Consider the following 26,209-nt stretch of genomic DNA (forward strand, 5'->3'; position numbering starts at 1 on the left):
GAGCTATGGATGGCGCGTCGAGGACTCAGGGTCTGAGTCCTACCTGTTTGCGGGAGAGAACAGCGAGAGCTGTCGCCGAAGGGGAAATCGCCCGAAATCTCTCAGGCAAAAGAACCGTAGACGGGAAAGACACTCTGGAAAGTCGGGGCTTGCCCCCGCGCCGAAGGTGTAAGCGCCGCTGACAGAGCTCCGGCTGCGCGAGTCTCTCAGGCTTCAGACAGAGGGGCACGGACTGGTCGCCATTCGCGGCCGATTGCGTGCGACTCTGGAGACGACATGACGGGCGACGATACAAGACACCTACCCCTCGAAGACATCCATGTGGCCGCCGGTGCGCGTTTTGGCGCTTTTGCCGGCTGGTCGATGCCGCTGACCTATCCGGCGGGCGTCATGAAGGAACATCTTCACACCCGCGAACAGGCTGGCCTGTTCGACATCTCGCATATGAAGCTGTTCGAAGTCAGCGGGCCGGAGGCGGTTGCGCTGCTCAACCGCGCTTGCCCCTTGGATGCAGGCGCACTCCAAATCTCACAGTCCAAACTGTCCTTTTTCCTCAACGAGGCAGGCGGCATTCTGGACGACCTGATCGTCACCAGACTTGGCGATAGCAGGTTCATGGTGGTCGCCAACGCAGGCAACGCCGTCGCCGACGAAAAGCATTTGCGTGCACTTGCCGCGGATTTCGACGCCAGGGTCGAGCCGCTCGACCGCGTCTTCCTGGCCATCCAGGGTCCTGAAGCCTGGGCCGCCCTTTCGCGCGCCGGCATCGAGACCGGCTCGCTGCTGTTCATGCATGGTGTCGAACCGCGCAAGAACTGGTTCATGAGCCGGTCGGGCTATACCGGCGAGGACGGTTTCGAGATCGGCCTGTCGGAAGCCGATGCGCGCGACCTCGTCGCGAAGCTGCTCGGCGATGAACGCGTGCTGTGGATCGGCCTGGCCGCCCGCGACAGTCTGCGGCTGGAGGCCGGGCTCTGCCTGCATGGCCAGGACATCACGCCGGAGACCGACCCGGCCAGCGCTGCCTTGATGTGGGCTATTCCGAAAGACATCCGCGCTTCCGGCACTTTCATCGGCGCCGATGCGCTCCGCGCCGCCGTGGAACGAGGACCCGCGCAAAAGCGCGTCGGGCTGAAGCCGGAAGGCCGCCAGCCGGTGCGCGCCGGCGCCGCGCTCTTTGACGCCGACGGCACGCCCGCCGGCCATGTCACATCAGGCGGCTTTGGCCCGTCAGCCGGCCATCCGGTCGCCATGGGCTATGTCACGGCGCCACTGGCCAAACAGGGAATACGGGTTTTCGCCGATGTTCGCGGCACGAAAATCCCAGTCGATATCAGCTCCCTGCCCTTCACACCGCATCGCTACCGCAAAGGATGATCTCAATGGCAACGACCTATTTCACATCAGATCACGAATGGCTCCGCGTCGAGGGCGGCATCGCCACTGTCGGCATCACCGACTATGCGCAGGAGCAGCTCGGCGACCTCGTCTTCGTCGAACTGCCGGAGACCGGAAAGAAATTGACCAAGGGCGACACCGCCGTCGTGGTCGAATCCGTCAAGGCGGCTTCCGATGTCTACGCGCCGGTCGATGGCGAGATCACCGAAGCCAACAGCACGCTGTCGTCGGACCCGTCACTGGTCAACTCGGCGGCAACCGGCGCCGGCTGGCTGTGGAAGATGAAGCTTGCCGACGAAAGCCAGCTCGCGGGCCTCATGGATGAGGCCGCCTACAAAGCCCATATCGGCTGATATCAGGACGGATTGACATGACCGCAGCACTCACTCCCTTCTCGGCCCGCCACATCGGCCCGAGCGTCAACGATGTCAGAGCCATGCTTGCCGTGATCGGCGTTCCGTCCATCGAGACGCTGATCAGCCAGGCCGTGCCGCAGTCGATCCGCCTCGACTTGCCGCTGACCCTGCCCGCACCGGCCAGCGAAGCGGAAGCGCTGGCCGAATTGTCGGCGACCATGGCCAAGAATACGGTGCTGAAGAGCTTTATCGGTGCCGGCTATCACGGCGTGCATGTGCCGCCGGTCATCCAGCGCAACTTGTTCGAGAACCCGGCCTGGTACACGGCCTACACGCCCTATCAGGCCGAGATCAGCCAGGGCCGGCTGGAGATGCTGTTCAACTTCCAGACGCTGGTCACGGAATTGACCGGTCTGCCGGTGGCGTCGGCCTCGCTGCTGGATGAAGCAACCGCGGTCGCCGAAGCCATAGGCATCGCCTTGCGCCACCACCGCGACAAGCGCACCAAGATCGCACTTGCCGGCACGCCACACCCGCAGACACTGGACGTCGTGCGTACCCGCGCCGAGCCGCTCGGCATCGAGATCGACGGCGAGACGATCGACGACAACACCGCTGCTTTGCTCGTCTCCTGGCCGGATACGTTTGGCGTCTATGGCGACCACAAGGCGGCGATCGACAAGGCGCGTGCGACCGGCGCCATCGTCGTCTTCATTGCCGATCCGCTCGGCCTGGCGCTGACCGATGCGCCGGCCAAGCTTGGCGCCGACATTGCCGTCGGCCCGATGCAGCGTTTTGGCGTGCCGATGGGCTTTGGCGGGCCGCACGCCGCCTATTGCGCCGTCTCCGACAAGTTGACGCGGCTGATGCCTGGCCGCCTGGTCGGCCAATCCACCGATAGCAAAGGCCGGCCCGGCTACCGGCTTGCCTTACAGACACGCGAACAGCATATCCGCCGCGACAAGGCGACCTCCAACATCTGCACCGCACAGGCGCTGCTTGCCAACATGGCGACGGCTTATGCGATCTGGCACGGCCCCGCCGGGCTGCAGGCGATTGCCGGGCGCATCCACACGCTGGCCAATCGTCTGGCAAGCGGCCTCGAAGCGGCAGGCGTGTCGGTGATCGGCGCCAGCCGTTTCGACACGGTGACGGTGGAGACCAAGGGCAAGGCGGCGCAGATCGCCACTGCGGCTGAAAAGACCGGCCGGCTGCTGCGCGTCATCGATGCCGACCATGTCGGCATCAGCTTCGATGAGACCTCGACCGATGCCGATCTCGATGCGATCGCCGCCCTGTTCGGCGCCAAGGCCTCTCCGTCGGCCGACAGCACCGTACCTGGCAAGCCGCGCGGCAAGGAGTTCCTGACCCAGCCTGTGTTCCATGAGAACAAGTCGGAAACCGACATGATGCGCTTGCTGCGCCGGCTGGCCGACAAGGATCTGGCGCTCGACCGCAGCATGATCCCGCTCGGATCCTGCACCATGAAGCTCAACGCGGCGGCGGAAATGATGCCGGTAAGCTGGCCTGAAATCGCTAATTTGCATCCCTTCGCACCGGCCGCACACTCTGCCGGCTATCGCGCCATGATCGGCGAACTGGAAGGATGGCTGTCGGAGATCACGGGCTTCGACGCCGTTAGCCTGCAGCCCAATGCCGGCAGCCAGGGCGAATATGCCGGCCTGCTAGCCATCCGCGCCTATCACCGCTCACGCGGCGAAGGCCATCGCACCGTCTGCCTGATCCCCTCCTCCGCGCATGGCACCAATCCGGCGAGTGCGGCGATGGCCGGCATGAGCGTTGTCGTTGTGCGCTGCCTGGAGGACGGCAATATCGACATGGACGACATGAGAGCCAAGGCCAACGAGCATTCCAAGAATCTCGCGGCACTGATGTTCACCTACCCCTCGACGCATGGCGTCTACGAGGAAGGTGCACGCCACCTCTGCGCCCTTATCCACGAGCATGGCGGCCAGGTCTATTTCGATGGCGCCAATCTCAACGCGCTGGTCGCCTTGGCGCGGCCCGCCGATATCGGCGCCGATGTCTGTCATATGAACCTGCACAAGACCTTCTGCATTCCGCATGGCGGCGGTGGCCCGGGCATCGGCCCGATCGGCGTAAAGGCGCATCTGCAGCCCTATCTGCCGGGACATGTCACCGAAGGTTCGGCGCACGCCGTGTCGGCCGCACCATTCGGCAGTGCCTCGATCCTGCCGATCACCTGGATGTATATCCGCATGATGGGCGCCGCCGGACTGAAGCAGGCGACGGAGACCGCCATCATCTCGGCCAACTACGTGGCGACACGGCTCGCGCCGCATTTCCCGCTTCTCTACAAGGGCAGGCACGATCGCATCGCGCATGAATGCATCCTCGACACCCGCGTGCTCAAGGACAGCGCCGGCATCAGTGTCGACGATGTCGCCAAACGGCTGATCGACTACGGCTTCCACGCGCCGACCATGTCCTTCCCGGTCGCCGGCACGCTGATGGTGGAGCCGACCGAATCCGAGCCCAAGCGGGAACTCGACCGCTTCTGCGAGGCGATGATCGCCATCGCAGGCGAGGCAGCGAAAGTCGCCAGGGGCGAATGGCCTTTGGCCGACAATCCGCTGGTCAACGCGCCGCACACCGCCGCCGAGGTGCTGGCCGGCCAGTGGACGCATCCCTACTCGCGCCTGGAGGCGGCCTATCCCGCCGGCGACGCCGACACGGCAGCCAAATACTGGCCACCGGTGTCACGCATCGACAATGTCGCCGGCGACCGCAACCTGGTCTGCTCCTGCCCGCCACTGTCGGACTATCTGGGTGCGGCGGAATAATTACGCGGAGCGCAAGGCCGGCTTGATAGGTTCGGCCTTGCCTGTCCTTTTACGGCTGATGACGCAGTTTCGCCCGGCGCGCTTGGCGGCATAGAGCGCCGCATCGGCCTCGGTCAGCACCTCATCGAGGCTGCTGCCGCTTGCCTCGCCAAAGCCGATGCCGCCGCTGACCGTGCTGCGCAACTTGCCGAGTTGGGTGGCGACGATCTCGGTGCCGAAGGCCACACAGATCTTGCTGGCGAGATCATGGGCCTTCTCTTCCGTCATTCGCGACATGACGACGGCGAATTCCTCGCCGCCCAGGCGAAAAGCGTCGACGCCGGTCCTGGCATATTTCTTGATGACCGCGGCGAAGCGGCACAAGACCTGGTCCCCGACCGGATGGCCATAGACATCGTTCGTCCGCTTGAAGTGGTCGAGGTCGAACATGACGACGGACATGAACGGACCGAAACTCCGCTCGCCGTAGAGCGACGTCAACGCCCGCCGGTTCATCAACCCCGTCAGCGGGTCGGTCATGGTCTCGGCCTTCAGCTCGATCTGCGCCTGCAGATGGTGGAGGGAGAGCGTCAATGCGCCGAGCCCGGTCATGCAAGCCACCGCCACGACGGAGTTCAGTCGTTCGGCCCAGTTGTCGGGCGCGACCGCGAGCGTCCATTGCCCCTTGGTCAGCAGAACCACGCCACAAAGCGCAAACGACACAGCGCAGGTGCCGCTCAGAAACGAAACCACCAGCAGGATCCGGCGATCGTGACTGCCATTGATCCAAAACATGGCGCCGATCGCCGACAGAAGCACCGTCACCGTGGCGTAGGTGACGATGAAGCCGACACCGTCAAGCCCCAGGAAGGTCACTGCCGCACAGACAGCCATGGCGGCAAGCGCCGGTGCAACGGCGCGTCTGTGGCCGGGCACGCCCAGATATTGCATGGCCGACACGCAGAGGATCAGGAACCCCAGGCTGAGCAGCGCAAGCACGATCTGACAGAGCAGCGGATCGGGATCCTTGGTGTATCGCCAGAACAGGATCACATGCGCGACGAGCACCAGAATGCCGCACGCCACCGTCAGCACGAAGCCTGCCTTGGGCGCGGTGAACCAGATCGCAAACATGGTGACGCTGAGGCAGATGCCCGACAGCGCAGCTGCGAGCAGGAGCGAACTGAAGTCCAGCATATCGGGCAAGGGCCTCTCGAGCGTCGGCGGTTGCGCTGCACTCTAAGGTCAGCGGCAGCCCTCAGATATGGGTTTTCAGCCGATCTATCGATGCAACCTACGGATAGGGTTTACAAAACGTTCGATGCCATGTGTCCCGAAACCGGACCCTTGGACGACGCGAGGTCAACCCTTGTTCAAGAGAGCGAGGTTGGCGTTGACGACGGTGGGATCGGCCATGCCGGCCTTCGCTTCGAGCAGCAGCGCCTTGGCCTTCTTGCGATTGCCGCGCAGCAGTTGCGAATAGCCCATGTTGTTGACGATCTGCGGCTTGCGGCCGGCGACTTTCAAAAGCTGGCCGTAGGCACGGTCGGCGAAGTCGAAGCGGCCGAGTTCATCATAGGAAGCAGCGAGCCCCATCCAGGCCTCCGCATTGTCGGCCTTCAACTCGACGGCCTTGCGGAAGTGCTTTTCGGCGAGGCCGTAATTGGCGTCGCGAAACTGCGCCTTGCCTTGCGCCAGATCGGAGGTGTCGATGTCCTTTGCCGCCGGTTGGATGGCGGTGGTCTTGGTGGTGTCGACGCCGCCCGTTGTACAGCCAGACATCATCAAGACGGCCGAAATCGCGGCCATTGCCGTGAAGTTACTGTGACGCATGCCCCTGCCTCATCGCCCGATTTGCCGGGTCGTTCTTCAGGAAACACATTATATCAGCGACGCTTAAACTTTGGTGCCGAAACGTCACCAAAATTTGGTTTCGGGCACACCAGCCATTAACCACCAGGCCACGCTGCTTCAGTCGCAGCCAGCGGCGTCCTCACGGCTCCAGGGCTTTGAGCCCCGCAGGAGCCGTATACCGGCTGCCATCATAGCGCAGCCGGTAGGTTTGGCTCACGGACTTGCCGGGATGGGACTGGCACTCGCCATCCTTGTCGGGCAACGGATTGTCAGTATCCATTTGCTCGACCACCGTTATGTCGTGGTAGCCATGATGTTTGGCCGGGCTCATCGCCAGGCTAACCCGACTAGTATGAAAGTATCCGGCGCAATTGGTATCGCCCTCGCCGCCATTGCCGCCCACGACCAGGCCATCGAGCACCATCCTCAGGGAATCGCCATCGACGGCATAGAGCCGCAGGTCGGTTTCACTGAAGGGATTAGGCAGCGAATTGTTCGCCATTTCGATGCGCAGGCCAAAGGCAGTAACATCGGGCGCCAGCGCATAGCGGCCGGTATCAAGTTCGACCTTGCGGATGGCGATGGCATCATCATTCATCAGCCCGGGCTGGAGCAAGCGCTGGCGCACCTGCCGGCTCTTCCTGTCGACAATCAAAAGCTCGATATCGCCGGCATGCGCGTAGTCGCTGGGTTGGGACCCCTCCATCAGCGGCACTGCGACCAACAGCAGGTCGTCATGGGCGGGCCAGATCTTGCAAACCAGCCCCGGCGGATCGCCATACGCGAATGTCAGGGCGATGCTGGTGTGGGGTTCGAGCGTGAACGAGGTGCCGTCGGCGTTCTTTCGAGCTTTGGGATAGGCCTGCTGCACCAAGGCGGCGGCATCGCCGCAATCGTCGGCCACGGCCCAGGCGGGCGACAGGCTGGCCGCGGCAAGGCCGAGCAAGAGAGTGCGCAGCAGCATGGACTTCTCACCTGCAAAGCCGGGTTCGGTCAGAACAATGGTTGTCAGCCCCTTGCTAGGGCTTTTGTGAAGCGCTCGCTAGTGCGCCGTCATTTTGACGATGACTGGAATGGCCGCGATCATCAGCACTACCGGCAGGATGCACACAACCACCGGCACCGACATCTTGGCCGGCAGAGCGTGCGCCTTTTCCTCGGCCAACGACATACGCTTGTGGCGCATGTCGTCGGAGAAGACGCGCAGCGCCCCCGACAGGCTGGTGCCGAGTTCCTTGGACTGCTGCAGCAGCGTGGCGAAGGAACGCACCTCGTCCAGGCTGAGGCGGTCGGCGAGCGCCTTCAGCGCATCGTCAAGGCTGCGCCCTGCCCTCAGCTCCAACGACACCAGCTGCAGGTTCTGGCTGAGCGCGGGATAGGTCTTGGCAAGTTCCTTGGAGACGCGCTCTATGCCGGCCTCCATGCTCATTCCGGCATCCGAGCAGACAATCATCAGGTCCATGAAATCGGGAAAGCCGTTGCGGTACTCACGCCTGCGTTCCCGCACTTTCTGGCTCAGCACCAGGCCGGGCAGGAAATAGCCGGCCGCTCCCGACAGGATGACGAAGGTCCAGCGGCTGGCCATCGTCGCGTCCGGGCTGGCCATCCACCGGTTGAGCACAAACACACCGATTGCCGTGCCGATCATCGCGCTGAACCGGATCAGGAAGAACGTGCCGACAGCACGCGGCTCCATGTAGCCCGCCTGGATGAGCTTCATGCGCAGCCGGGCGACATTTTCCGGATCGCTCCTGGCGTAGAATTCTTGCGCCCGCTTCACCGCCTTCTCGCGCACGACGCCGGTATTCTTCTTCTGCACCGGCTCTGGTTTGGCGGCCACGGGACCGTTGTCGACCCTGAGCCGGCGCATGACCTCGTTGCGGTCGCCCTTCGCCATGACAACAGGCCAGGCAACAGCGGCAGCACCCGCCGCCAGCAGCAGGATGGCCACCGGCATCAACGAGGTCGGTGCAAGCGAGGCGAGGAATTCGATGAAGCCCTGCATGTCAGAACTTGAAATTCGACATCTTGAACATCATCAGATTGCCCAGCATCAGCCAGGTGATAGACCCACCGAGCAGGTACCAGGTTTTCGCCTCGCCCCAGACGTCGCTGTAGAAGCCCGGCATCAGCGCCATGATGGCGGTGAACAGCAACGCCGGCACCGCCGTCAGTATGTAGGCCGACATCCGGCCTTCTGTCGCAATTGCGCGCACCTTGCGGCGCAGCTTGCCGCGCTCGCGGATCGTCGTCGCCAAGCCATCGAGGATCTCGCGCAGATTGCCGCCCGAACTGGTCTGGATCGAGACGGCGGTGACGAACAGCGGCAGATCCTCCTGGCCGACCCGGTCGAACAGCGAGTTCAACGCCGAAACCAGATCGGAGCCATAGGTCACCTCGTCGGCGATGACGCCGAACTCGGTGCCGATCGGGTCGGGCATCTCGCGCGCCACCATGGCGATCGCCACCGGCACCGGATGGCCGGCCTTCAGGCCACGCGTGATCAGTTCCAGCGCCTCCGGCAATTGCATGCCGAACCGCTTCACCCGGCGCTTGCGCTTGAAGCGCAGCGTCATCACTGGCAGCACCGGCACAAGCACCACAAACAGCACAAGCCCCATCAGCGGTGGCAAGCCGTACCAGATGGCGACCAGACCAGCGGCGAATGCCACGCCGCAGGTGATCATCAGGAATTTCGACAGCGGCATGATCATGCCCGACTGGATTCGCAGAGCGCGGAACCGGTCCGGCGAAAACAGCGGCGTGCCCGCGTCAAGGCCCCGCTCCTTGCGCAGCTGGACGAGCACCTGCTCCTGGCTGATCTTGTTTTCCTGCAGCTTCATGCGCCGGTTGATGGCGGTGCGCTTGTCGCTGCGGCCGGCATAAAGCAGGTAGCAGGCCTCAGCGATCAGGATGCCGGTCAGTGCAGCCGCGGCATAGACGACATAGATCGCGCTGAGCCCGTCGAACACTTGGCTACTCCTGCGGCCGGCCGGGTTCGAAATATCGCCCGGGGAACTCGATGCCCATGGCGCGCAGATCCTCGAGGAACCGCGGCCGGATGCCGGTCGCCTCGTAGTGCCCCAGAATCTTGCCGTCGGCCTCCATGCCGGTGCGCACAAAGCGGAAGATCTCCTGCATCTGGATGACATCTCCTTCCATGCCGGTCACCTCGGCGACACTGGTCACCTTGCGCTTGCCGTCGGACAGGCGCGTCAGCTGAACGATCAGGTCGAGCGCGCTGGCGATCTGGCTGCGGATCGACTGCACCGTCATCGGCATGCCGGTCATGCCAAGCATCTGCTCGAGCCGCGAAATGGCGTCGCGCGGCGTGTTGGCATGGATGGTCGCCATCGACCCTTCGTGGCCGGTGTTCATCGCCTGCAGCATGTCGAATGCCTCCTCGCCGCGGCACTCGCCGAGGATGACGCGGTCGGGGCGCATGCGCAGCGCATTCTTGACGAGGTCGCGCTGCTTCAGCTCGCCATGGCCTTCGATGTTGGCGGGACGTGTCTCCATGCGCGCGACATGCGGCTGCTGCAACTGGAGTTCGGCCGCGTCCTCGATGGTGATCAGCCGCTCGTCTTCCGGAATGAAGGCCGACAGCGCATTGAGCATGGTCGTCTTGCCGGTGCCGGTGCCGCCCGAAATGATCGTCGTCTTGCGGGCATGCACGGCCGCCGCCAGCACTTCGGCCATGTTCTGGGTGATGGCGCCGAATTCGACTAGTTTGTGCAGGCCGAGCTTGTTCTTGGAAAACTTGCGGATCGACACCAGCGGCCCATCGACCGCAACCGGGCGGATGGCCGCGTTGAAGCGCGAGCCGTCCAGCATGCGGGCGTCGACCATCGGCTGCGATTCGTCTACGCGACGACCGACCGCGGCGACGATCTTGTTGACGATGCGCAGGAGATGCGCCTCGTCCTTGAACGGAATGTGGACCGGCTGCAGCTTGCCCTTCTTTTCGACAAAGCAGTTCATGTGGCCGTTGATCAGGATGTCGTTGATGTCGGGGTCCTTGAGCAGCGGCTCGAGCGGACCGAGGCCGACCATCTCGTCGACGATGTCGTCGACCAGCGCGTCAAGCTCGACGGTGTTGATCGCCATCCGCTCCTGCTTGGTCTTTTCCGACACGAAATCATGCACTTGCCGGCGCATCTCATCCTTCGGTAAACGCTCCAGCGCGACAAGATTGATCTCTTCGAGCAGCAGCCGGTGGATACGCACGCGCGCATCGAGCACCTTGTTGGCATTCTTTGCCGGCGCTGTGTCCGGCTTTGCCGGCAAAGCCTTTCGGCTGGTCGGAATGACGACGGCATGATGGGCGACCGGCGTCGTCTCAGGCGCGCGCTGCTGCGGACGCGCATCTCGGTTCTGCAGGGCGGAGAAGCGGCTGGTCATCCGGCTTTCCTCTTCAGCAATCCACGGCCCATGCCAAACAGCGAGCGCGATTTCGCGCGGGTTGGGACCGCTTCTTCCGGCAGGATGATCTTCTTCAGGTCGTTGATGACATTGGCGTTCGGATCGATCTCGTGCAGCGGCACGCCGCGATCGACCGCTTCGCGCACCAGCCGGTAGTTGTTGGCGATGCCGCCGACGAAATGCTCGCCGAGAATTTCCTGGACGTCCGCCTGCTTGATGCCGTTGTCGAACATCTTCTGTTCGAAACGGTTGACGATGACGTTCGGCTTCACTTCCTTGCCGGCAGTCTCGTAGACCGCCTGGATCAGCCGCTGCGTGTGGCGCAGGCACGGCACCGTCATTTCCGCGACGATGTAGAGCTTGTTGGAACCGAGCAGCACGGTTTCCGTCCATGGAAACCAGGTGCGTGGCATGTCGATGACGACATTGTCGAAATAGGCCGAAACGAGGTCCAGCATGCGCACCACGACATCAGTCTTGAACGAGCGCATCTCTGCCGGATGCGCCGGTGCCGCCAGCACGCACAGCCCGCTGGCATGCTTGGACAGCATCACGTCGAGCAGTTGCCGGTCGAGACGCTCGGGCTGGTTCTCGATCTCGGTGATGTCGAAACGCGGTTCGAGGTCGAGATATTCGGCACAGGCGCCCTGCTGGAAATTGAGATCGACGACGCAGGTCGAGGCGCCGCGCGTCACCGAGTGATGCAGCTGGAAAGCGGTCTGCAGCGCCAGCGTGGTGGTGCCGACGCCGCCCGCGGCAGGCATGAAGGTGTAGATCTGCGACTCGCTGTTTTCCTCGCGCCCGGGTCCCTGCAGTGCCCGCACGACAGAGCGCACCAGATCGGCGGTGGTGATCGGCTTGACCAGGAAATCCGCGACCTTGAGCTGCACGAGAATGCGCACCGCGGCGGCGTTGAACTCCTGGGTGACGACGACGACAGGAACCTTGTCCTCCAGCCGGCGCATGATGCGCTGCAGCGACTCGACCTCCTCCAGCCTTGCCGCATCCATGTCGACGATGATGGCGCCGAAGTCGGCTTCCTGGATCTCGCCGCGCAACTCGGTAACGTTCTTCTCCACTGTCGAGAGCTGTATGATCTCGGAGGCGGAAAACGCGGTGCGCGTGTCCTGCGCAAACGTCCTGTCGGTCGATACGAGCAGGATCTTCCTGGTCTTGATGCCGTTTGCCATTCTGTCAGCCTGTCAGGTCGATCGACCGTTGGATCAGTTGCCCGTGGGATCAATTGGTCGTGCTGGACTGCGACGCCTTGGCACCGGCCGCCTGATCGGGTGTTACGGCCGCGGCACTGCCTCGTTGGGCCGGCACCAGGAGCCTGGTGTTCTGGACCCCGTATTTCCAGGGATCGACCATCTGCATGACGGTGTTGGCGGCCTGCGCATTTCCGGCGCCGGCCGTCGGCCCTTCGCTGCGCACATAGTCGTCGCTGGTGCAGCCAGCGGTAAAGCCGGCCAGCAGCAAGGCGACGCTCGATCCAAAGACCAGACGCATGGCTTCAATCCTTCGGCAGGTCGAGGAAATGCCCAGCCGAAGCGGCCGCTGCAGGTTGAGTGACGCGGCCGTCTGCCAGCGCCACGGTGCGACCGGTATCGGCGCCCTTCACTTCCTCGGTGTTGTTGAGAAAATAATCGGCGTTGCTGGCCGGCTGCGTGCCATCTGTCGGCTCGACGAGCTTCTTCGACGGATCGACCGGCTTGACCAGATAGGGCGTGACGATGATGACGAGGTCGGTCTCGCGCCGCTGATAGGATTTCGACGAGAACAGCGCTCCAAGCACCGGCATCTTGCCGAGGCCGGGAATGCGCGACGTGGTGATGTCGTTCTGCGACTGCAGCAATCCGGCGATCATGAAGCTCTGGCCGTTCTTCAGGTCGACCGATGTCCTGGCACGGCGCACGATGAAACCGGGCACCGAAATGCTGCCTATGTTGTAGGAGGCAGACGCGTCGATCGAGGAGACTTCCGGCGCGATGTCCAGGCTGACCAGCCCGTCCTTCAGAACCGTCGGCGTGAAATCCAGGCTGACGCCGTACTTCTTGTAGCTGACCGAGATCTTGCCGTCGTCCTCGGAGACCGGGATCGGGAACTCGCCGCCGGCGAGGAAGCTCGCCGTCTGGCCGGACCGGGCGATCAGGTTCGGCTCGGCCAGCCGCCGCGCCAAGCCGCGCTCTTCCAGCGCTTTGATGGCGATATCGATGGAGACGCCATTCGACAGCAGCTTGCCGATGATCTCGCCTGTTCCCGCGCCCTGTATCGATCCGGCCGGCAGCGTGACGTCGCGGCCACCCATGCCATAGGCGAAATTGGCGGCGTATTTGGCGCCGAGATCCTGGCCCGCCTGGCGGTTGATTTCGACAAAGCGGACGTTGAGCTGGACCTGCTGCGACGACGAGATGTTGACCGAGTTGATCACCTCCTCGGCACCGGAAAAGCGCGTCGCGATCTTGTTTGCCTTTTCGGCGGCGACGGCATCATCGGCCTCGCCCGACAGCACGACCCGGCCATTGGCCGATCCGACCTTGATCCTGGCATCCGGCACGCTGGCCCGAATGGTGCTGGCCAACTGGTCTGTGTCGAGCGTCACCTCGATGTCGACGGTGCCGACAAGCTGCTTTTTCTCGTCGAACAGCGCAATGCCGGTGGTGCCGAGATTGTTGCCGAGCACATAGAAGGATTTGTCGGTCAGCGGATTGACGTTGGCGATTTCCGGATCGCCGATCACGATCTGGTAGAAGGCGGCACTGGTCATGATCGTCTTCGGCTTGCCCTTGGCGACCTTGATCGATGCATTCTTGGTCGACGACACATAGACGATGTCGTTGTCAGCTCTCGCCGAGGCGCCGAAGGCCAGCATCGCGGCAGCAGCCAGCGAAGACACGACAGCCACCGCACGCAAAATGGGCAACCGCCCCATGACCCGATATGTGAACAGCCCGAACATTGTCCCGTCCCTCACCCAGTCCCCACTGGCTTATTTCTGGTCCCGCGAAGGAACCTGGTATTCCTCGGCCGTTGTGCCGCGCGTCACGATGACGGTCTTGAATTTCGGCTTCTCCGGCTCTTTCACCACGGCATCGAACAGCGAGCCGGCAGCGGCCTGCACGTTCGAGGCGGCCGATCCACCGAACGAAGAGATGGTGGTGACGCCGCCCTTGCCGTCGCCGCCTTCGCTGGCCGAGCGCAGCGACAGCGACAGCGTACCGACAGTGCGGGCCAGCGCCACTTTCTGCGCGCCGTCGGTCGTCACCTCGATGGTCACCGAATTGGAAATCTGCGGCGTCGTCTGGCGCTCGTCGGCACCCTGCCCGACGCTCAGCACCTTGGCATCGGCAACGACAATCTCGGAGGTGACCGTCGATCCGGCCGCGCCCTGTGCATTCTTGGCCACTTCCTGAATTTCGCCGGCATCGCGCGTCAGCACGACATCAACGCGGTCGCCCGGTGTGACGAAGCCGCCGACACCTGCTATCTCGTCGGTGCGGATGGTGACCGCCCGCATTCCGGGCGTCATCATGTTGGAGAGTGTCGCGCGGCCGTTCGGACCGGACAGCTTGGTCAGCAGTACCGGTTCGTTGACCTCTATCGGCGACAGCACCACGCGGCTGCCATCGGCAAGCAACGCATTGATGGTGGTGAAGGCGCCCTGCGGCACGGCCTCTTGCGACCACGGGATTTCGCTGAGCTGCGCGCGGTCGAGCGCCATGCCGTAGCGCAATGGGGCATTCGCCACCACGATGGTCTTGAACTCGACCTTCGGCACGACAGCTGCCGGAATAGACGACGTCTTCTCTTCGGAATCGGCCTTGGCCTGGCTTTTGACCCAGAAATCCGCGGCAAAGATCGAGATCGCCCCGAAAACGGCGGCGATGCCGATCATCGATATGGCCTTGCCCCTCACGCCGAAACCCCTGATGCCCGCAGTTTCTTGTTTTGTTGGGCTTAACCCTAGGCGGCATTGTTAAAGAATCAGGAATCCTGCACCGCGGTATCGGACCTATTTCCGCCGGCTTGGTTATCGAATGGTTTTGGAGTAAGAGGGGCCATATCCCCGAACGGAACAGGAACCTCGGTCGCTTGGCGCTGAAAAGCGTGGCAGTATCGCGAGGTGATTCGCAGCATCGGACTCTATGGCAGGCATGGACGATCTTTTCGGCAATGACGACAACAAGCCGCAGCCGGTTCGCGCGCCAGCGCGCCCTGCGGATCCACTGGTGGTGCAAGCCACCAAGCGTCCTGCCTCGACCAAGGACGGCAGCGAGGGCTATAGCGCCGCCGACATCGAGGTGCTGGAAGGGCTGGAGCCGGTGCGCCGACGGCCAGGCATGTATATCGGCGGCACCGACGACAAGGCGATGCACCATCTGTTCGCCGAGGTCATCGACAATTCGATGGACGAAGCGGTGGCCGGCCATGCCACCTTCATCGATGTCGAGCTCTCGGCCGATGGCTATCTCGCCGTGACCGACAATGGCCGCGGCATCCCGATCGATCCGCACCCGAAGTTCAAGAAGCCGGCGCTTGAAGTGATCATGACGACGCTGCATTCGGGCGGCAAGTTCGACTCCAAGGTTTACGAGACATCAGGCGGCCTGCATGGCGTCGGCGTGTCCGTGGTCAACGCGCTGTCGGACCATCTCGAGGTCGAGGTCGCGCGGGGACGGCAACTCTATCGGCAAAAATTCTCGCGCGGCGTTCCCGTGACCGGGCTGGAACAGTTGGGCGAGGTCCACAACCGGCGCGGCACAAAGATCCGCTTCCACCCCGACGAGCAGATTTTCGGCAAGGGCGCGGCGTTCGAACCGGCGCGGCTCTACCGCATGACGCGCTCGAAAGCCTATCTGTTCGGTGGTGTCGAGATCCGCTGGACCTGCGATCCGTCGCTGATCAAGGAAAAGGACCAGACACCGGCCAAGGCGGAATTCCATTTTCCCGGCGGCCTGAAGGACTATCTCAAGGCATCGCTCGGCGACGACTTCCAGGTGACGCGCGAAATCTTCGCCGGCAAGAGCGAGAAACAAGGCGGCCATGGGTCGCTGGAATGGGCGGTGACCTGGTTCGGCGGCGACGGCTTCATCAATTCCTACTGCAACACCATCCCGACCGGCGAAGGCGGCACACACGAGGCCGGCTTCCGCAACGTGCTGACGCGGGGCCTGCGCGCCTATGCCGATCTCGTCGGCAACAAGCGCGCCTCGATCGTCACCTCGGAAGACGTCATGATCTCGGCGGCGGGCATGCTGTCGGTGTTCATCCGCGAGCCGGAATTCGTCGGCCAGACCAAGGACAGGCTGGCGACGATCGAGGCGATCCGCATCGTCGAGACCGCGATCCGCGACCCGTTCGACCATTGGCTGGCCGACAACCCGCAGGAAGCCTCGAAGCTGCTCGAATGGGTGATCGCGCGCGCCGACGAGCGGGTACGCCGGCGCCAGGAAAAGGAAGTGTCGCGCAAGAGCGCGGTGCGCAAATTGCGGCTGCCGGGCAAGCTCGCCGACTGTACGCAGAATGCCGCGGCCGGCGCTGAACTGTTCATCGTCGAAGGCGACTCGGCCGGCGGCTCGGCCAAGCAGGCGCGCGATCGCGCCAGCCAAGCGGTGTTGCCATTGCGCGGAAAAATCCTCAACGTTGCCAGCGCCGGCAACGACAAGCTTGCCGGCAACCAGCAGATCTCGGACCTGATCCAGGCGCTCGGCTGCGGCACGCGGTCGAAATACCGCGACGAGGATTTGCGCTATGATCGCGTGATCATCATGACCGACGCCGACGTCGACGGCGCCCACATCGCCTCGCTGCTGATCACCTTCTTCTACCAGGAGATGCCGGCACTGGTGCGTGGTGGCCACCTCTATCTGGCGGTACCGCCGCTTTACTCGATCAGGCAAGGCGGCAAGGTCGCCTATGCCCGGGATGACGCGCACAAGGACGAGCTTATGCGCACCGAATTTACCGGGCGCGGCAAGGTCGAGCTTGGCCGCTTCAAGGGTCTGGGCGAGATGATGGCGGCCCAACTCAAGGAAACCACCATGGATCCGAGGAAGCGCACGCTGCTTCGGATCGATGTGATCGACGCCGAGGCGGCGACCAAGGACGCCGTCGATGCATTGATGGGCACCAAGCCGGAGGCCCGCTTCCGCTTCATCCAGGAACGCGCCGAATTCGCCGAGACGGAAGTGCTGGATATCTAGCCACCAGCCGGTCCATAACAAGGCTCCAGTTGCGGAGACGAGCATGTGACCTGGGCGCGGCTGAAAGGCTATTTCGAGACGAGTTTAGCCGGCTTGACGCAACCGACGCGTTCGGACTGGATTTTCTCGCTGCGCACTGTTTCGGCTGGCCTGATCGCTCTGCTAGCCGCCTATGCGCTGAAGCTCGACCATCCGCAATGGGCCATGATGACGGTGTTCATCGTCGCCCAGCCGGTTGCCGGCATGGTACTGGCGAAGGGCTTCTACCGGCTGCTCGGCACGCTGGTCGGCGGCATCGCCGCGATCGGCATCACCACCGTTTGCGGCACCAGCCCCTGGGTGCTGGTAACGGTGCTTGCCGTCTGGATCGGCATCTGCACCTTCGTCTCGTCGCTGCTGCGCAATCCGGAAGCCTATGGCGCCGCCCTCGCGGGCTACACCGCAATGATCATCGGCCTGCCCGCTTTCGGACAGCCGCATCTCGTCGTCGACCTCGCGGTCGCGCGCTGTGCCGAGATCGTGCTTGGCATTGTCTGCGCCGGCCTGACCAGCCGCCTGATCCTGCCAAAACTGGCCAGCGACGCCATCGTCTCGCGCCTGAAACGCTGCATCCTTGATCTTGCCACCTATGCCGGCGGTGCGTTCTCCGGCGGCGACCCGGCAACGCTGTCCGCGCTGCACCGAAAGCTGATCACTGATGCCCAGACGCTCGGCGAGATGCGCGCCTATGCCAGGCTCGAAGCGCCAAGCTTCGCGCCGCGCGCCCATCCAGTCCGGCGCACCATCGGACAACTGCTCTCCGCGCTCTCGGCGGCACGCGCGCTGCATTCGCACGCCGCCCCGAAGAATGCGGCGCTCATTCCGGTGCGCTCGGAATTACAATCGCTGGTCGGCGAGCTGGCGACCAAGCCCGGCGCGCTGGACGATACGGCGCTGTGGATGGCTCGGCTCGATGCGATTGCCGGAAACGCCCGGCAAATGCCCGATACCTCGACCGACCAGGGCAACGACAGGGTCGGCACTATCACCCGCCTGACCATCGCCGCCGATTTCGCCGATGCGCTCAAGCAGGTGCTGCGCGGCCTCGACGCCTTGCGCGCGCCTGCCACACGTCCGGCCCGGGGCAGCAGGCAGCCTGCGCTGGTGGTGCATCGCGATTACGCCGGCGCATCGCGTAACGCCTTGCGTGCTGCCCTTGCCACGCTGCTGGTCGCGGCCTTCTGGCTGACGACGAAATGGTCGGAAGCGGCCGGTACGGTCATTCTCGTTGCTGTCGTATCGAGCCTGTTTGCTGCTCGCCCCGACCCTGTGCAGGTCGCCTGGGGTTTCTTCAAGGGAACGCTTCTGGCGCTGCCGTTTGCCTTTCTCGTCGGCCAGATCGCATTGCCTGCCCTGCCCGGCTTCGGCTGGTTCATGCTGTTTGTCGTGCCCATCCTTGTACCGACGGCGCTGGCCATGGCCAATCCACGCTATGTCGGCGTGGCGACGGCCTTCGCCATCAACTTCCTTGCCTTCCTGAGCCCGCACCAGGCGATGACCTACGATCCCGGACCCTTCTTCGCCGGTTCGGCGTCGATCCTGGTCGGCATCCTGCTGGCGATCGGTGTCTTCATCGTCGTGCTGCCCGCCGATCCGTGGCTCGCGGCCAACCGCATCGTGCGCGCCATGCGCGAGGATCTGGCGCGGCTTTGCCTGCATGAGCGCGTGCCGAGACGTTCGGCCTTCGAGAGCCTCGCCTACGACCGCATCAACCAGCTGATGCCGCTGGTGCAGAATGCCGGTCAGAAGGGCGATGCGGTTCTGGGCGGCGGAGTCGCCGCCGTCACCGTCGGCCTGGAGGTCCTTCGGCTGCGCGATGCAAGCCAAAGCCATGCCATTCCATCCGAGACCGCGCTTTCGATCGCCAACTTCCTGAGGGGACTGGCGCGCGAACTGCTTTTCCGCGCCCCCAGCGATCCGCAGACCTCGACCGTCGCCGTCGCCCGGCAGTACGCAGCGAACATCGCCGAGCGAAACGGCACCAGCGAATTGCTGCAGATCGCGGCATCGCTGCGCATCATCGCCGCCGCGATGGAGGATTTCCCCGACTTTTTCGCGAGGGATAAAGGTTAAGCTGCCGCTATCGCCAGCGCGTGGCCTCGCGCGTTCTCGCGCAGCGCATCGAGATGGATCGACTTGATCAAGGCGGCAAGATCGCCTTCGGCGGATTGCCCACCCACTTCCTTGAGCATCAGCCAGCTGACCTCCTGCACACCGGCGATGCGCTTGCCGTTGGCAACCTCGCGCCAGATCTTCAGCGCACGCAGGATGATGGCATGGGTGACTGCGGCGAGTCCGGCGCTGCGGAACAGCGCCTGCAAGGCCACGTCGTGCCCACCGGCCAGCAGCGCCCTTACCCTTTGTTCGGACTGCTGGCTGAGCGCGACCAGCGCCGAGCCGAAGAAATCCACCTTGCCATGCGCGATGGTGCGGATCAGAAAGCTCGCGGTAAGGTCGCCACGCAGCCTGAGATGCTCGATCAGGGCCGCATGTTCTTCCTGGCGCGTGCCTTCGATCAGCGTCACGGAAGCCTTGACGCAGGCGTCGCGCATGACGCGGTCGGCTCGCGCCGCGCCCATCATCGCCATCACCAGTGGCGACGTTTTCAACATTTCGCCAAGCTTGACGAGCAGCATATGCCGGCAGTCGGCCGGCAGCCTGATATCCGATATCAGCGCCTCGCGCACCAGCGGCAGGTGCCCATGTCGTTCGGCCATGCGGCGGAAGCTGAGCGAGGCGATGTCGGCGCCGCTGTTGGCGAGCAGCACGGCGCAGGCGTCCGCCTCGCCGATCTCGGCGATGGCCGCCGACAGCGCCATCGAGACGAGTGGCCGCTCGGCGATCAATTTCTGTGTCGCCTTCGGACTTGAAGCCACGCGGTTGATCAGGTCGGCGTCGGTGAGCAGCGGCGAGCGCGCCAACACCACGCCGGCGACTTCCGGCTGGTCGGAGGCCAGCACGCTGATGATCTGCATTGGCGCGTGGTGGCTCATCGACAGCGCCTCGGCCATCGCCAGCCGCACCTTCGACGAGGCATCGTCGAGCAACAGCGTCAGCGCCGCCTCGGCGGCGCAACGGTCCTCGAAAGGCAATTCGGAATTGATATAGGCCCGGGCCAGAGCGCTCGCCGCCGCGGCACGCTCCGACACCCTGGCCGTGTAGATCCATTTCAGGAAATGCGAAACAACAACCATGCCCGCCTGCTTACGCCTCTTGTCAGAAGCTTCTGACCCCACTGACGACCGTAGGCAGAATTGGTTTACGAACCGTTCACCATGTTCATTAACTGGCTTGCGAGCCTGATTTGCAGCGCCTATCACCGTCAAGCACCTGAGGAGAAAGAAATGGCCGGGCTTTATCTCGAAGAGTTCGTTGTCGGCCATGTCTTCCAGCACACGCTGCGCAAGACCGTTACCGAAAGCGACAACATGCTGTTTTCGGTAATGACGCTGAACCCGCAGCCGCTGCACATCGACTTCGATTTCGCCGCCAAGAGCGAATGGGGCAAGCCGCTGGTCAACTCGCTGTTCACGCTCGGCCTGATGATCGGCATTTCGGTCAATGACATCACAGTCGGCACCACGGTCGCCAATCTCGGCATGAAGGAGACCGTGTTTCCGCATCCGGTCTTCCATGGCGACACCATTCGCGTTGAGACGACAGTCATCTCGGTGCGCGAGTCCAGGTCGAAACCCGATCGCGGCATCGTCGAATTCGAGCATCGCGCCTACAACCAGCATGGCGATCTCGTCGCCAAATGCACTAGGCAAGCGATTATGCTGAAGAAGGCGATCTGACGCATGCGTTCGCTGCTGTTCATCCCTGGCGATTCCCAGAGGAAACTGGAAAAGGGTTTTGGTGTCGGCGCCGACGTGGTCATCGTCGACCTCGAGGATTCCGTGGCACCTCGCAACAAGGCGCTGGCACGCGAGGTGGCGGCGCGCTTCATCCTGGAACGCAGGGCGCAAACCAGTTCAGCCATCTATGTCAGGGTCAACGACCTGTCGACCGCGCTGACGGATGACGATCTGGCGGCGTTGGTGCCGGCACGACCCGACGGCATCATGCTGCCCAAGTCGAACAGCGGCCAGGATGTGCAGCACCTGTCGGCAAAGCTCAGGGTGCGCGAGGCCGAAAACGGCTTGGCCGACGGCGCGATCAAGATCCTGCCGATCATCACAGAAACGCCGGCAGGCGTGCTCGCGGCGGCGACCTATGCCGGGACAAGCGCGCGGCTTGCCGGCCTCACCTGGGGCGCTGAAGACCTGTCGGCGACGATCGGCGCGCGCAGCGCCCGCGACGAGCATGGCCGCTACACGGACGTGTTCCGTCACGCTCGCACCATGACCATACTTGCCGCCGGTGCGGCGGAGGTCGAGGCGATCGACACCGTCTTCCCGAATTTTCGCGACATGGCGGCCTTCGAAGCGGAATGCACCGAGGCCGAGCGCGATGGCTTCACCGGCAAGATGGCGATCCACCCCGATCAGGTGCCGGTCATCAACGCCGCCTTCACGCCGTCGGTCGACGCCGTGAGACAATCGGCGGCAATCGTTGCCGCGTTCGCGGCAGCGGGAAGTCCCGGCGTCGTCAGCATCGACGGCAGGATGTTCGACCGCCCGCACCTGCGGCTAGCCGAGCGGCTTCTGGCGCGGGCAAAGGCGGCAGGTGTTTCCGCCTGAGCGCCTGCTACCAAACCAACGGGATCAGGCGGTAACGGACCCGGGCCACATAGTCGTCATAGCCGCGCAAGCCGGTGCGAAGCGTCTTCTCTTCAATGAAGGTGCGGATGGCCAGGAGAACGACGATCACGAGTACCGACGCCAGCCCCCACCAGGAACCAAGCAGAAGTGCCGTGCCGGCGAAGAAGAGGATGGCGCCGGCGTACATCGGATGGCGGACGTAGCTGTAAGGCCCCGTGGAGATCACATGTTGTCCGCGTTCATCCTGGATCCTCACCACGGGCGCCGCGAAACTGTTCTCCAGCATCGTCAGATAGCAGATCCAGATTCCGAGCAGCAGGACGAGCGCGCCGACCACCTGCACCCAGACGGGAACCACGGACCAGCCGAAACGGACGTCGAACCCCATGAATATCTGCGAACCAAAGATGGCGAACAGTAGTATGGACAGCAGGACCTTGTCGGCCGTGTCCTGATTCTTCTGGATGGGAGAACTCAGCCGCTCATTCATCAGGCCGGGATCGCGCCTTGCCAGCGCCACGCCCAAGGTGAGACTGAGCCCCACCATCCCCACCAGATAGACCCAGGCCCCCGGCCAGTGCAGCGTGCCGGCCGACAGGAAGAGCAAGGCGCCCATGGCGCCAAACCAGACGAATGTTTGAAGGACCAATTTCGCGATCATGATCGGCCTTTCATGATATCCGCTCACTTGCGCTGGCAATTTTAGACCATCGGTCTACCATACCGACCGACGGTCTGTAATTCAAGCGAGCTGTGCAGAAGGTTCATCATGCCCCGTGTCATCAAGCATCCAGAGTTCAGGCGAGAAGAACTTCTGGACCATGCCCAGACGCTTTTTCTGACGCAGGGCTATGACAAAGCGAGCCTCAACGACGTGATTGCGTCCGCCGGCGTCTCCAAGGGCGCCTTCTATCACTACTTCCCCTCCAAGGAGGCTCTTCTGGAAGCCTTGGCCGATCGCTTTGCAAGACAGGCACTGGCTGGCGTGCAAGACATAATCGACGATCCGGGCCTAGACCCGCTTGACCGCCTGAATGGCCTGCTCAGCCAGTCGCGGCGGGCCAAGATCGAGACCGCGCCGGAAGCTTGGACTCTTTTCGAGACGATGTTTCGGCCTGAGAATCTGGTGCTTTTCCACCGTATCAATCTGGCCGCCAGCGCGTCGTTTTCACCTCTGCTGGTCAAGATCATCAGGCAAGGGATCGAAGACGGCACTTTCAGGACCTTCGATCCGGAAGGTGTCGCCGACATCGTCATGCAGTTCGGCATGGCCACGCATGACGTCGTTGCCAAGGCAATTGCCGGCGGCAGCGACGCCGACATGGAGATCGCGATCGAGGCCCTGGAGAAACGCGTCAGGCTCTACGAGATCGCTCTCGACCGCATACTGGGTCTGCCCGATGGAAGCATCCGGATCGGCGAGCCCGGCTATGTGCGCACCGTCATGACGGCCAGGCAGCGAAGGAGTGCCGGCAAGGCGCTGGCCAAGCCTGATATCTAGTCCTTGTCCCAGCGCGGCCGGCGCATCGAAAACACCTCGTCGACGCTGGCATAGTCCATATAGCCGAGACGAGCGACATTGCCGGCCTTGGTGATGTCGAACAGGCCGTCTGTCAGGAAGGCGTCGTCGATGTGCACGCCGACCACCTCACCGGCAACAATCACAGCGCTTGTCGGCGATCCATCCAGCGCCTTTGGCCGAAAGACTTCCGTCACCCGGCATTCGAGTGCTGCCGGCGCTGCCGCCACGCGCGGCGGCCCGACCAAGCGCGACGGCGCCATGGCAAGATCGGCATAGACGAACTCGTTGACGCCGCGCGGTGCGTTGACCGATGTGCGGTTCATATTCTCCGCAAGATCGCGGCTGACCAGATTGGCGACGAACTCACCGGTCTCCTGCGCGAAAGAGGCGCTGTCCTTCTCGCCCTCGGAGGAGAACCAGACAATGAACGGCCGTGTCGAAACGGCATTGAAGAAGGAGTATGGAGCAAGGTTGATCTCACCGGCTCCGTTCAGCGTCGAAATCCAGCCGATCGGACGCGGCGCCACGATCGCCTTCGATGGATCGTGCGGCAGGCCGTGGCCCTTTGAGGGTTCGTAGAACATTCAGCCCGCCCACGGCCCCGAATAGTCACTGTACAGCTTTGCCGGATCGGGCCGGGGCCGCTCCGGTGCCGGGCCGGCATAGGAGCCGATATGGATGAAGCCGACGACGCGCTCCTGCGGCGCCAGCCCCAGCAGCGTCCTGCCCTCCGGCACATCCGAATACCAGTTGCTGATCATGTTGGTGCCATAGCCCAGCGCATTCGCTGCTATCATCAGGTTCATCGCCGCCATGCCGCCCGACAGGAACATTTCCCATTGCGGGATTTTGGGATTCTCCCGGGGGATAGATACGACGCCGATCACCAGCGGCGCGCGTGAGAACCGCGCCAGTTCCTGATTGCGGCGGCCTTCCGGCAATGGGCCCTCCCGCTGCTCTGCAAGCGCTGCCAGTTGCCTGCCGATCTCGGCGCGGGCGTCGCCACGGTAGACGATGAAGCGCCAGGGCTCCAATCGGCCATGGTCGGGCACCCGCGAAGCAGCAGTGATCATCGTCGCGACCTCCGCATCGCTCGGCGCCGGCTCCTTCAGATCGGGGATCGGAGCGGAGTTTCGGGTCAGCAGGAAATCGATGATCGGCGACGCCATGGGCGCAAGTCTCCTGAACATTCTGTTTTGAGCTGAAGCGCACCATCGGGAATTCGGGCGGCTCGGGCATTGGCGCGGGATACGCCGGACGGAAGAGTCGTATCGGACTCTTAAGCCTTGAAATTGCCACCGCCATGGGCTTCAACGCAAGGCATGTTTGAGGGGACTGTCCGTCTTTTCCTGATCTGGCTCGGCGCCCTGCTGTTCATGGCGCCGGTTTCGTACGCCATGGCGCAGAACGTCGACGGTGTCAGCGACCTGAAGCTTCCGGGAATTTCGAGCTACGCGACGCCGAAAGGCGAGACGTCACTGGCACTAAGCGGCGGCGGCGCCATCACGCTGTCCGCCCAGTTGACCGACAAGGGTTCCGACATCACGCGCGGCATCGTCTGGCGGGTCTTCAAGCCCGAAGCCGTCAACGGCAAATTGCCGATGGTCGCCTCCTCCCATGGCGGCACCGCCGTCTTCCAGCTCGAGCCTGGCAGCTATCTGGTTCACGCCTCCTACGGCCGGGCCGGCGCCACCAAGCGCATCACTGTCGGCAAGGACGCCAAGCGCGAAAGCCTCGTGCTCGACGCCGGCGGCCTCAAGCTCGACGCCGTGCTGTCCGGCGGCGTGCGCATTCCACCGAAGAAGCTGCGCTTTTCGATCTACGAGGGCACCGCCGAGGCCAATGGCGACCGCGCGCTGATAATTCCCGACGTCGAGCCCAACAGTGTCGTGCGGCTCAACGCCGGCATCTACCATGTCGTCTCGACCTATGGCGCGGTCAACGCGGTCATCCGCTCCGACATCCGCGTCGAGGCCGGCAAGCTGACCGAAGCCACCGTCGAGCACCACGCCGCCGAGATCACGATGAAGCTGGTGCGCGAGACCGGTGGCGAGGCGATCGCCGATACGTCTTGGTCGCTGCTCAATGAGTCCGGCGATCCGATCAAGGAAACCGTCGGCGCCTTCGCCTCTATGGTGCTGGCCGAGGGCGACTACACCATCATCGCCAAGAACCGCGACCGCATCTATCAGAAGGATTTTACGGTCGTGGCCGGGCAGAACCAGGAAATCGAGGTTCTGGCCACCGAGGCCGCGGCGATGGACCCTGAGGAAGGCGCTGATTAGACCAGACTGCAGTTCGCAATCCCTACCAGAGGAATCAGGTGTCTGCTTCATCCTCTGAACTGGCCGGATAATCCTGTCCGCCGTAGAGCACACGCAGGATGACCACGGTGTCACCGTTGACCCGGAAAACGATAGATACGCGGCGTTCAAAACCGACGATGCGGACGCTGGGGCCAACAGCGTCGCGCACGGTCCCGCGCTCCGGGAAGGTGGACAGCGCCATACACGCGGCCTCTATGCGGTTGACATAGTCGCCGGCACGCCGATTCCCGCTGTCGTTTTCGATGTAATTGTAGATGGCGAAGAGGTCGGCTTGAGCCGCTGGCCTGAAGACGACCTTATGCGTCACGCTTAGAGGCCTTCATGCGGTCCGCATGATGGGCGCGCAACGCTTTGAAGACGTCTTCTGCCGGGATGTCCGGACGCGGGTCGTCAAGGGCTTCCTGGACCTTGGCGTGCATAACAGCGGTGATGATCTGCTCCTCGCGATCGAGGGCGCGTAGCGCCGCGCGCATGACTTCGCTGGCGGAATCGTAGGCGCCCGAGGCCAGACGTGCGTCGACGCTGCTCTGCTGGCGGCCGAGGGTCACGGTGATTGGTTTGCTGGTTCTCATGGCAAGTTC

Annotated in this window: 25 protein-coding genes and 1 riboswitch; of the genes, 9 read left to right on the plus strand and 16 right to left on the minus strand. The window is 63.4% G+C overall.

The window, feature by feature from the left end; genetic code table 11:
- Positions 1-40: 40 nt before the first annotated feature.
- Positions 41-127: riboswitch (glycine riboswitch) on the plus strand.
- Between the two features lie 149 nt (positions 128-276).
- From gcvT to gcvP, 3 genes are read left to right on the plus strand one after another with little or no spacing between them, the layout of a single operon-like run.
- The gene (gene gcvT / locus NKJ00_RS14455; RefSeq protein ID WP_352630168.1) at positions 277-1,377 is read left to right on the plus strand and encodes a glycine cleavage system aminomethyltransferase GcvT; all 1,101 of its coding nucleotides are present in this window, start codon (positions 277-279) and stop codon (positions 1,375-1,377) included.
- 5 nt (positions 1,378-1,382) lie between these two features.
- Positions 1,383-1,751 (plus strand): glycine cleavage system protein GcvH, encoded by a 369-nt coding sequence (gcvH, locus tag NKJ00_RS14460; RefSeq protein WP_128303368.1) that lies wholly within the window; start codon positions 1,383-1,385, stop codon positions 1,749-1,751.
- A 17-nt stretch (positions 1,752-1,768) separates the two neighbouring features.
- Entirely contained in the window at positions 1,769-4,579 is a 2,811-nt protein-coding gene (gene gcvP / locus NKJ00_RS14465; protein ID WP_352440247.1) for an aminomethyl-transferring glycine dehydrogenase, read from the plus strand.
- Here gcvP and NKJ00_RS14470 read toward each other — a convergent pair whose 3' ends face one another.
- From NKJ00_RS14470 to cpaB, 10 genes are all read right to left on the minus strand, one after another.
- Entirely contained in the window at positions 4,580-5,755 is a 1,176-nt protein-coding gene (locus NKJ00_RS14470) for a GGDEF domain-containing protein (RefSeq protein ID WP_023810510.1), read from the minus strand.
- Positions 5,756-5,920: 165 nt separating this feature from the next.
- Positions 5,921-6,391, minus strand: a complete 471-nt coding sequence (locus NKJ00_RS14475; protein WP_023810509.1) for a hypothetical protein — start codon at positions 6,389-6,391, stop codon at positions 5,921-5,923.
- A 160-nt stretch (positions 6,392-6,551) separates the two neighbouring features.
- A complete protein-coding gene (locus tag NKJ00_RS14480; RefSeq protein ID WP_023810508.1) occupies positions 6,552-7,376 on the minus strand; it encodes a PA3715 family protein in 825 nt (274 codons plus the stop codon).
- 78 nt (positions 7,377-7,454) lie between these two features.
- A complete protein-coding gene (locus tag NKJ00_RS14485; protein ID WP_127322803.1) occupies positions 7,455-8,417 on the minus strand; it encodes a type II secretion system F family protein in 963 nt (320 codons plus the stop codon).
- A gap of 1 nt (position 8,418) precedes the next feature.
- Entirely contained in the window at positions 8,419-9,384 is a 966-nt protein-coding gene (locus NKJ00_RS14490) for a type II secretion system F family protein (protein WP_352630171.1), read from the minus strand.
- A gap of 4 nt (positions 9,385-9,388) precedes the next feature.
- Positions 9,389-10,813: a TadA family conjugal transfer-associated ATPase gene (locus NKJ00_RS14495; protein ID WP_352630173.1), complete on the minus strand. Its 1,425-nt coding sequence runs from the start codon at positions 10,811-10,813 to the stop codon at positions 9,389-9,391.
- The gene (locus tag NKJ00_RS14500) at positions 10,810-12,024 is read right to left on the minus strand and encodes a CpaE/TadZ family protein (RefSeq protein WP_127297210.1); all 1,215 of its coding nucleotides are present in this window, start codon (positions 12,022-12,024) and stop codon (positions 10,810-10,812) included. Before NKJ00_RS14500 ends, NKJ00_RS14495 begins: the two co-directional genes overlap by 4 nt.
- Before the next feature lie 49 nt (positions 12,025-12,073).
- On the minus strand, positions 12,074-12,343 hold the full coding sequence (locus tag NKJ00_RS14505; protein WP_128303365.1) for a hypothetical protein: 270 nt from the start codon (positions 12,341-12,343) through the stop codon (positions 12,074-12,076).
- Between the two features lie 4 nt (positions 12,344-12,347).
- Positions 12,348-13,766 carry a type II and III secretion system protein family protein gene (locus NKJ00_RS14510; RefSeq protein WP_502895808.1) on the minus strand — a complete coding sequence of 473 codons (1,419 nt, stop codon included), beginning with the start codon at positions 13,764-13,766 and terminating at the stop codon, positions 12,348-12,350.
- Between the two features lie 57 nt (positions 13,767-13,823).
- Entirely contained in the window at positions 13,824-14,750 is a 927-nt protein-coding gene (gene cpaB, locus NKJ00_RS14515) for a Flp pilus assembly protein CpaB (RefSeq protein ID WP_352440243.1), read from the minus strand.
- Positions 14,751-14,979: 229 nt separating this feature from the next.
- On the opposite strand from cpaB, the gene parE reads away from it, so the two are divergent.
- On the plus strand, positions 14,980-17,037 hold the full coding sequence (gene parE, locus NKJ00_RS14520; protein WP_023810500.1) for a DNA topoisomerase IV subunit B: 2,058 nt from the start codon (positions 14,980-14,982) through the stop codon (positions 17,035-17,037).
- Between the two features lie 45 nt (positions 17,038-17,082).
- On the plus strand, positions 17,083-19,149 hold the full coding sequence (locus NKJ00_RS14525) for an FUSC family protein (protein WP_352610680.1): 2,067 nt from the start codon (positions 17,083-17,085) through the stop codon (positions 19,147-19,149).
- On the opposite strand, the gene NKJ00_RS14530 is transcribed toward NKJ00_RS14525, so the two are convergent.
- A complete protein-coding gene (locus tag NKJ00_RS14530) occupies positions 19,146-20,270 on the minus strand; it encodes a DUF2336 domain-containing protein (RefSeq protein WP_352610678.1) in 1,125 nt (374 codons plus the stop codon). The two genes, NKJ00_RS14525 and NKJ00_RS14530, sit on opposite strands and share 4 nt — an antisense overlap.
- Before the next feature lie 150 nt (positions 20,271-20,420).
- On the opposite strand from NKJ00_RS14530, the gene NKJ00_RS14535 reads away from it, so the two are divergent.
- Both NKJ00_RS14535 and NKJ00_RS14540 read left to right on the plus strand, forming a co-directional pair.
- Positions 20,421-20,873, plus strand: a complete 453-nt coding sequence (locus tag NKJ00_RS14535; protein ID WP_352610677.1) for a MaoC family dehydratase — start codon at positions 20,421-20,423, stop codon at positions 20,871-20,873.
- A gap of 3 nt (positions 20,874-20,876) precedes the next feature.
- Positions 20,877-21,758, plus strand: a complete 882-nt coding sequence (locus tag NKJ00_RS14540; protein WP_352610676.1) for an HpcH/HpaI aldolase/citrate lyase family protein — start codon at positions 20,877-20,879, stop codon at positions 21,756-21,758.
- 7 nt (positions 21,759-21,765) lie between these two features.
- On the opposite strand, the gene NKJ00_RS14545 is transcribed toward NKJ00_RS14540, so the two are convergent.
- Positions 21,766-22,440 (minus strand): methyltransferase family protein, encoded by a 675-nt coding sequence (locus tag NKJ00_RS14545; RefSeq protein ID WP_023810495.1) that lies wholly within the window; start codon positions 22,438-22,440, stop codon positions 21,766-21,768.
- 108 nt (positions 22,441-22,548) lie between these two features.
- Here NKJ00_RS14545 and NKJ00_RS14550 point away from each other — a divergent pair, with 108 nt between their 5' ends.
- Positions 22,549-23,280 carry a TetR/AcrR family transcriptional regulator gene (locus NKJ00_RS14550; protein ID WP_352552891.1) on the plus strand — a complete coding sequence of 244 codons (732 nt, stop codon included), beginning with the start codon at positions 22,549-22,551 and terminating at the stop codon, positions 23,278-23,280.
- On the opposite strand, the gene NKJ00_RS14555 is transcribed toward NKJ00_RS14550, so the two are convergent.
- On the minus strand, positions 23,277-23,885 hold the full coding sequence (locus NKJ00_RS14555) for a flavin reductase family protein (RefSeq protein WP_352610673.1): 609 nt from the start codon (positions 23,883-23,885) through the stop codon (positions 23,277-23,279). The two genes, NKJ00_RS14550 and NKJ00_RS14555, sit on opposite strands and share 4 nt — an antisense overlap.
- The gene (locus NKJ00_RS14560) at positions 23,886-24,470 is read right to left on the minus strand and encodes a nitroreductase family protein (RefSeq protein WP_352630177.1); all 585 of its coding nucleotides are present in this window, start codon (positions 24,468-24,470) and stop codon (positions 23,886-23,888) included.
- Between the two features lie 153 nt (positions 24,471-24,623).
- On the opposite strand from NKJ00_RS14560, the gene NKJ00_RS14565 reads away from it, so the two are divergent.
- A complete protein-coding gene (locus NKJ00_RS14565; protein ID WP_023810491.1) occupies positions 24,624-25,586 on the plus strand; it encodes an RgsD C-terminal domain-containing protein in 963 nt (320 codons plus the stop codon).
- A 34-nt stretch (positions 25,587-25,620) separates the two neighbouring features.
- On the opposite strand, the gene NKJ00_RS14570 is transcribed toward NKJ00_RS14565, so the two are convergent.
- The gene (locus tag NKJ00_RS14570; RefSeq protein ID WP_352630179.1) at positions 25,621-25,935 is read right to left on the minus strand and encodes a type II toxin-antitoxin system RelE/ParE family toxin; all 315 of its coding nucleotides are present in this window, start codon (positions 25,933-25,935) and stop codon (positions 25,621-25,623) included.
- The gene (locus tag NKJ00_RS14575; protein ID WP_023810489.1) at positions 25,925-26,200 is read right to left on the minus strand and encodes a type II toxin-antitoxin system ParD family antitoxin; all 276 of its coding nucleotides are present in this window, start codon (positions 26,198-26,200) and stop codon (positions 25,925-25,927) included. The genes NKJ00_RS14570 and NKJ00_RS14575 overlap by 11 nt, the downstream gene beginning before the upstream one ends.
- Between the last annotated feature and the right edge of the window lie 9 nt (positions 26,201-26,209).

It is taken from the genome of Mesorhizobium sp. M0227 (assembly GCF_040321855.1).
In the GTDB taxonomy this organism is placed as follows: domain Bacteria; phylum Pseudomonadota; class Alphaproteobacteria; order Rhizobiales; family Rhizobiaceae; genus Mesorhizobium.

Bases quoted from the DNA above. Each gene is read 5' to 3' on its own strand.
- gcvT (WP_352630168.1), top strand. From the start codon at position 277: ATGACGGGCGACGATACAAGACACCTACCCCTCGAAGACATCCATGTG.
- gcvH (WP_128303368.1), top strand. From the start codon at position 1,383: ATGGCAACGACCTATTTCACATCAGATCACGAATGGCTCCGCGTCGAG.
- gcvP (WP_352440247.1), top strand. From the start codon at position 1,769: ATGACCGCAGCACTCACTCCCTTCTCGGCCCGCCACATCGGCCCGAGC.
- NKJ00_RS14470 (WP_023810510.1), bottom strand. From the start codon at position 5,755: ATGCTGGACTTCAGTTCGCTCCTGCTCGCAGCTGCGCTGTCGGGCATC.
- NKJ00_RS14475 (WP_023810509.1), bottom strand. From the start codon at position 6,391: ATGCGTCACAGTAACTTCACGGCAATGGCCGCGATTTCGGCCGTCTTG.
- NKJ00_RS14480 (WP_023810508.1), bottom strand. From the start codon at position 7,376: ATGCTGCTGCGCACTCTCTTGCTCGGCCTTGCCGCGGCCAGCCTGTCG.
- NKJ00_RS14485 (WP_127322803.1), bottom strand. From the start codon at position 8,417: ATGCAGGGCTTCATCGAATTCCTCGCCTCGCTTGCACCGACCTCGTTG.
- NKJ00_RS14495 (WP_352630173.1), bottom strand. From the start codon at position 10,813: ATGACCAGCCGCTTCTCCGCCCTGCAGAACCGAGATGCGCGTCCGCAG.
- NKJ00_RS14500 (WP_127297210.1), bottom strand. From the start codon at position 12,024: ATGGCAAACGGCATCAAGACCAGGAAGATCCTGCTCGTATCGACCGAC.
- NKJ00_RS14505 (WP_128303365.1), bottom strand. From the start codon at position 12,343: ATGCGTCTGGTCTTTGGATCGAGCGTCGCCTTGCTGCTGGCCGGCTTT.
- NKJ00_RS14510 (WP_502895808.1), bottom strand. From the start codon at position 13,766: ATGGGGCGGTTGCCCATTTTGCGTGCGGTGGCTGTCGTGTCTTCGCTG.
- parE (WP_023810500.1), top strand. From the start codon at position 14,980: ATGGCAGGCATGGACGATCTTTTCGGCAATGACGACAACAAGCCGCAG.
- NKJ00_RS14530 (WP_352610678.1), bottom strand. From the start codon at position 20,270: ATGGTTGTTGTTTCGCATTTCCTGAAATGGATCTACACGGCCAGGGTG.
- NKJ00_RS14535 (WP_352610677.1), top strand. From the start codon at position 20,421: ATGGCCGGGCTTTATCTCGAAGAGTTCGTTGTCGGCCATGTCTTCCAG.
- NKJ00_RS14540 (WP_352610676.1), top strand. From the start codon at position 20,877: ATGCGTTCGCTGCTGTTCATCCCTGGCGATTCCCAGAGGAAACTGGAA.
- NKJ00_RS14545 (WP_023810495.1), bottom strand. From the start codon at position 22,440: ATGATCGCGAAATTGGTCCTTCAAACATTCGTCTGGTTTGGCGCCATG.
- NKJ00_RS14550 (WP_352552891.1), top strand. From the start codon at position 22,549: ATGCCCCGTGTCATCAAGCATCCAGAGTTCAGGCGAGAAGAACTTCTG.
- NKJ00_RS14555 (WP_352610673.1), bottom strand. From the start codon at position 23,885: ATGTTCTACGAACCCTCAAAGGGCCACGGCCTGCCGCACGATCCATCG.
- NKJ00_RS14560 (WP_352630177.1), bottom strand. From the start codon at position 24,470: ATGGCGTCGCCGATCATCGATTTCCTGCTGACCCGAAACTCCGCTCCG.
- NKJ00_RS14565 (WP_023810491.1), top strand. From the start codon at position 24,624: ATGTTTGAGGGGACTGTCCGTCTTTTCCTGATCTGGCTCGGCGCCCTG.
- NKJ00_RS14575 (WP_023810489.1), bottom strand. From the start codon at position 26,200: ATGAGAACCAGCAAACCAATCACCGTGACCCTCGGCCGCCAGCAGAGC.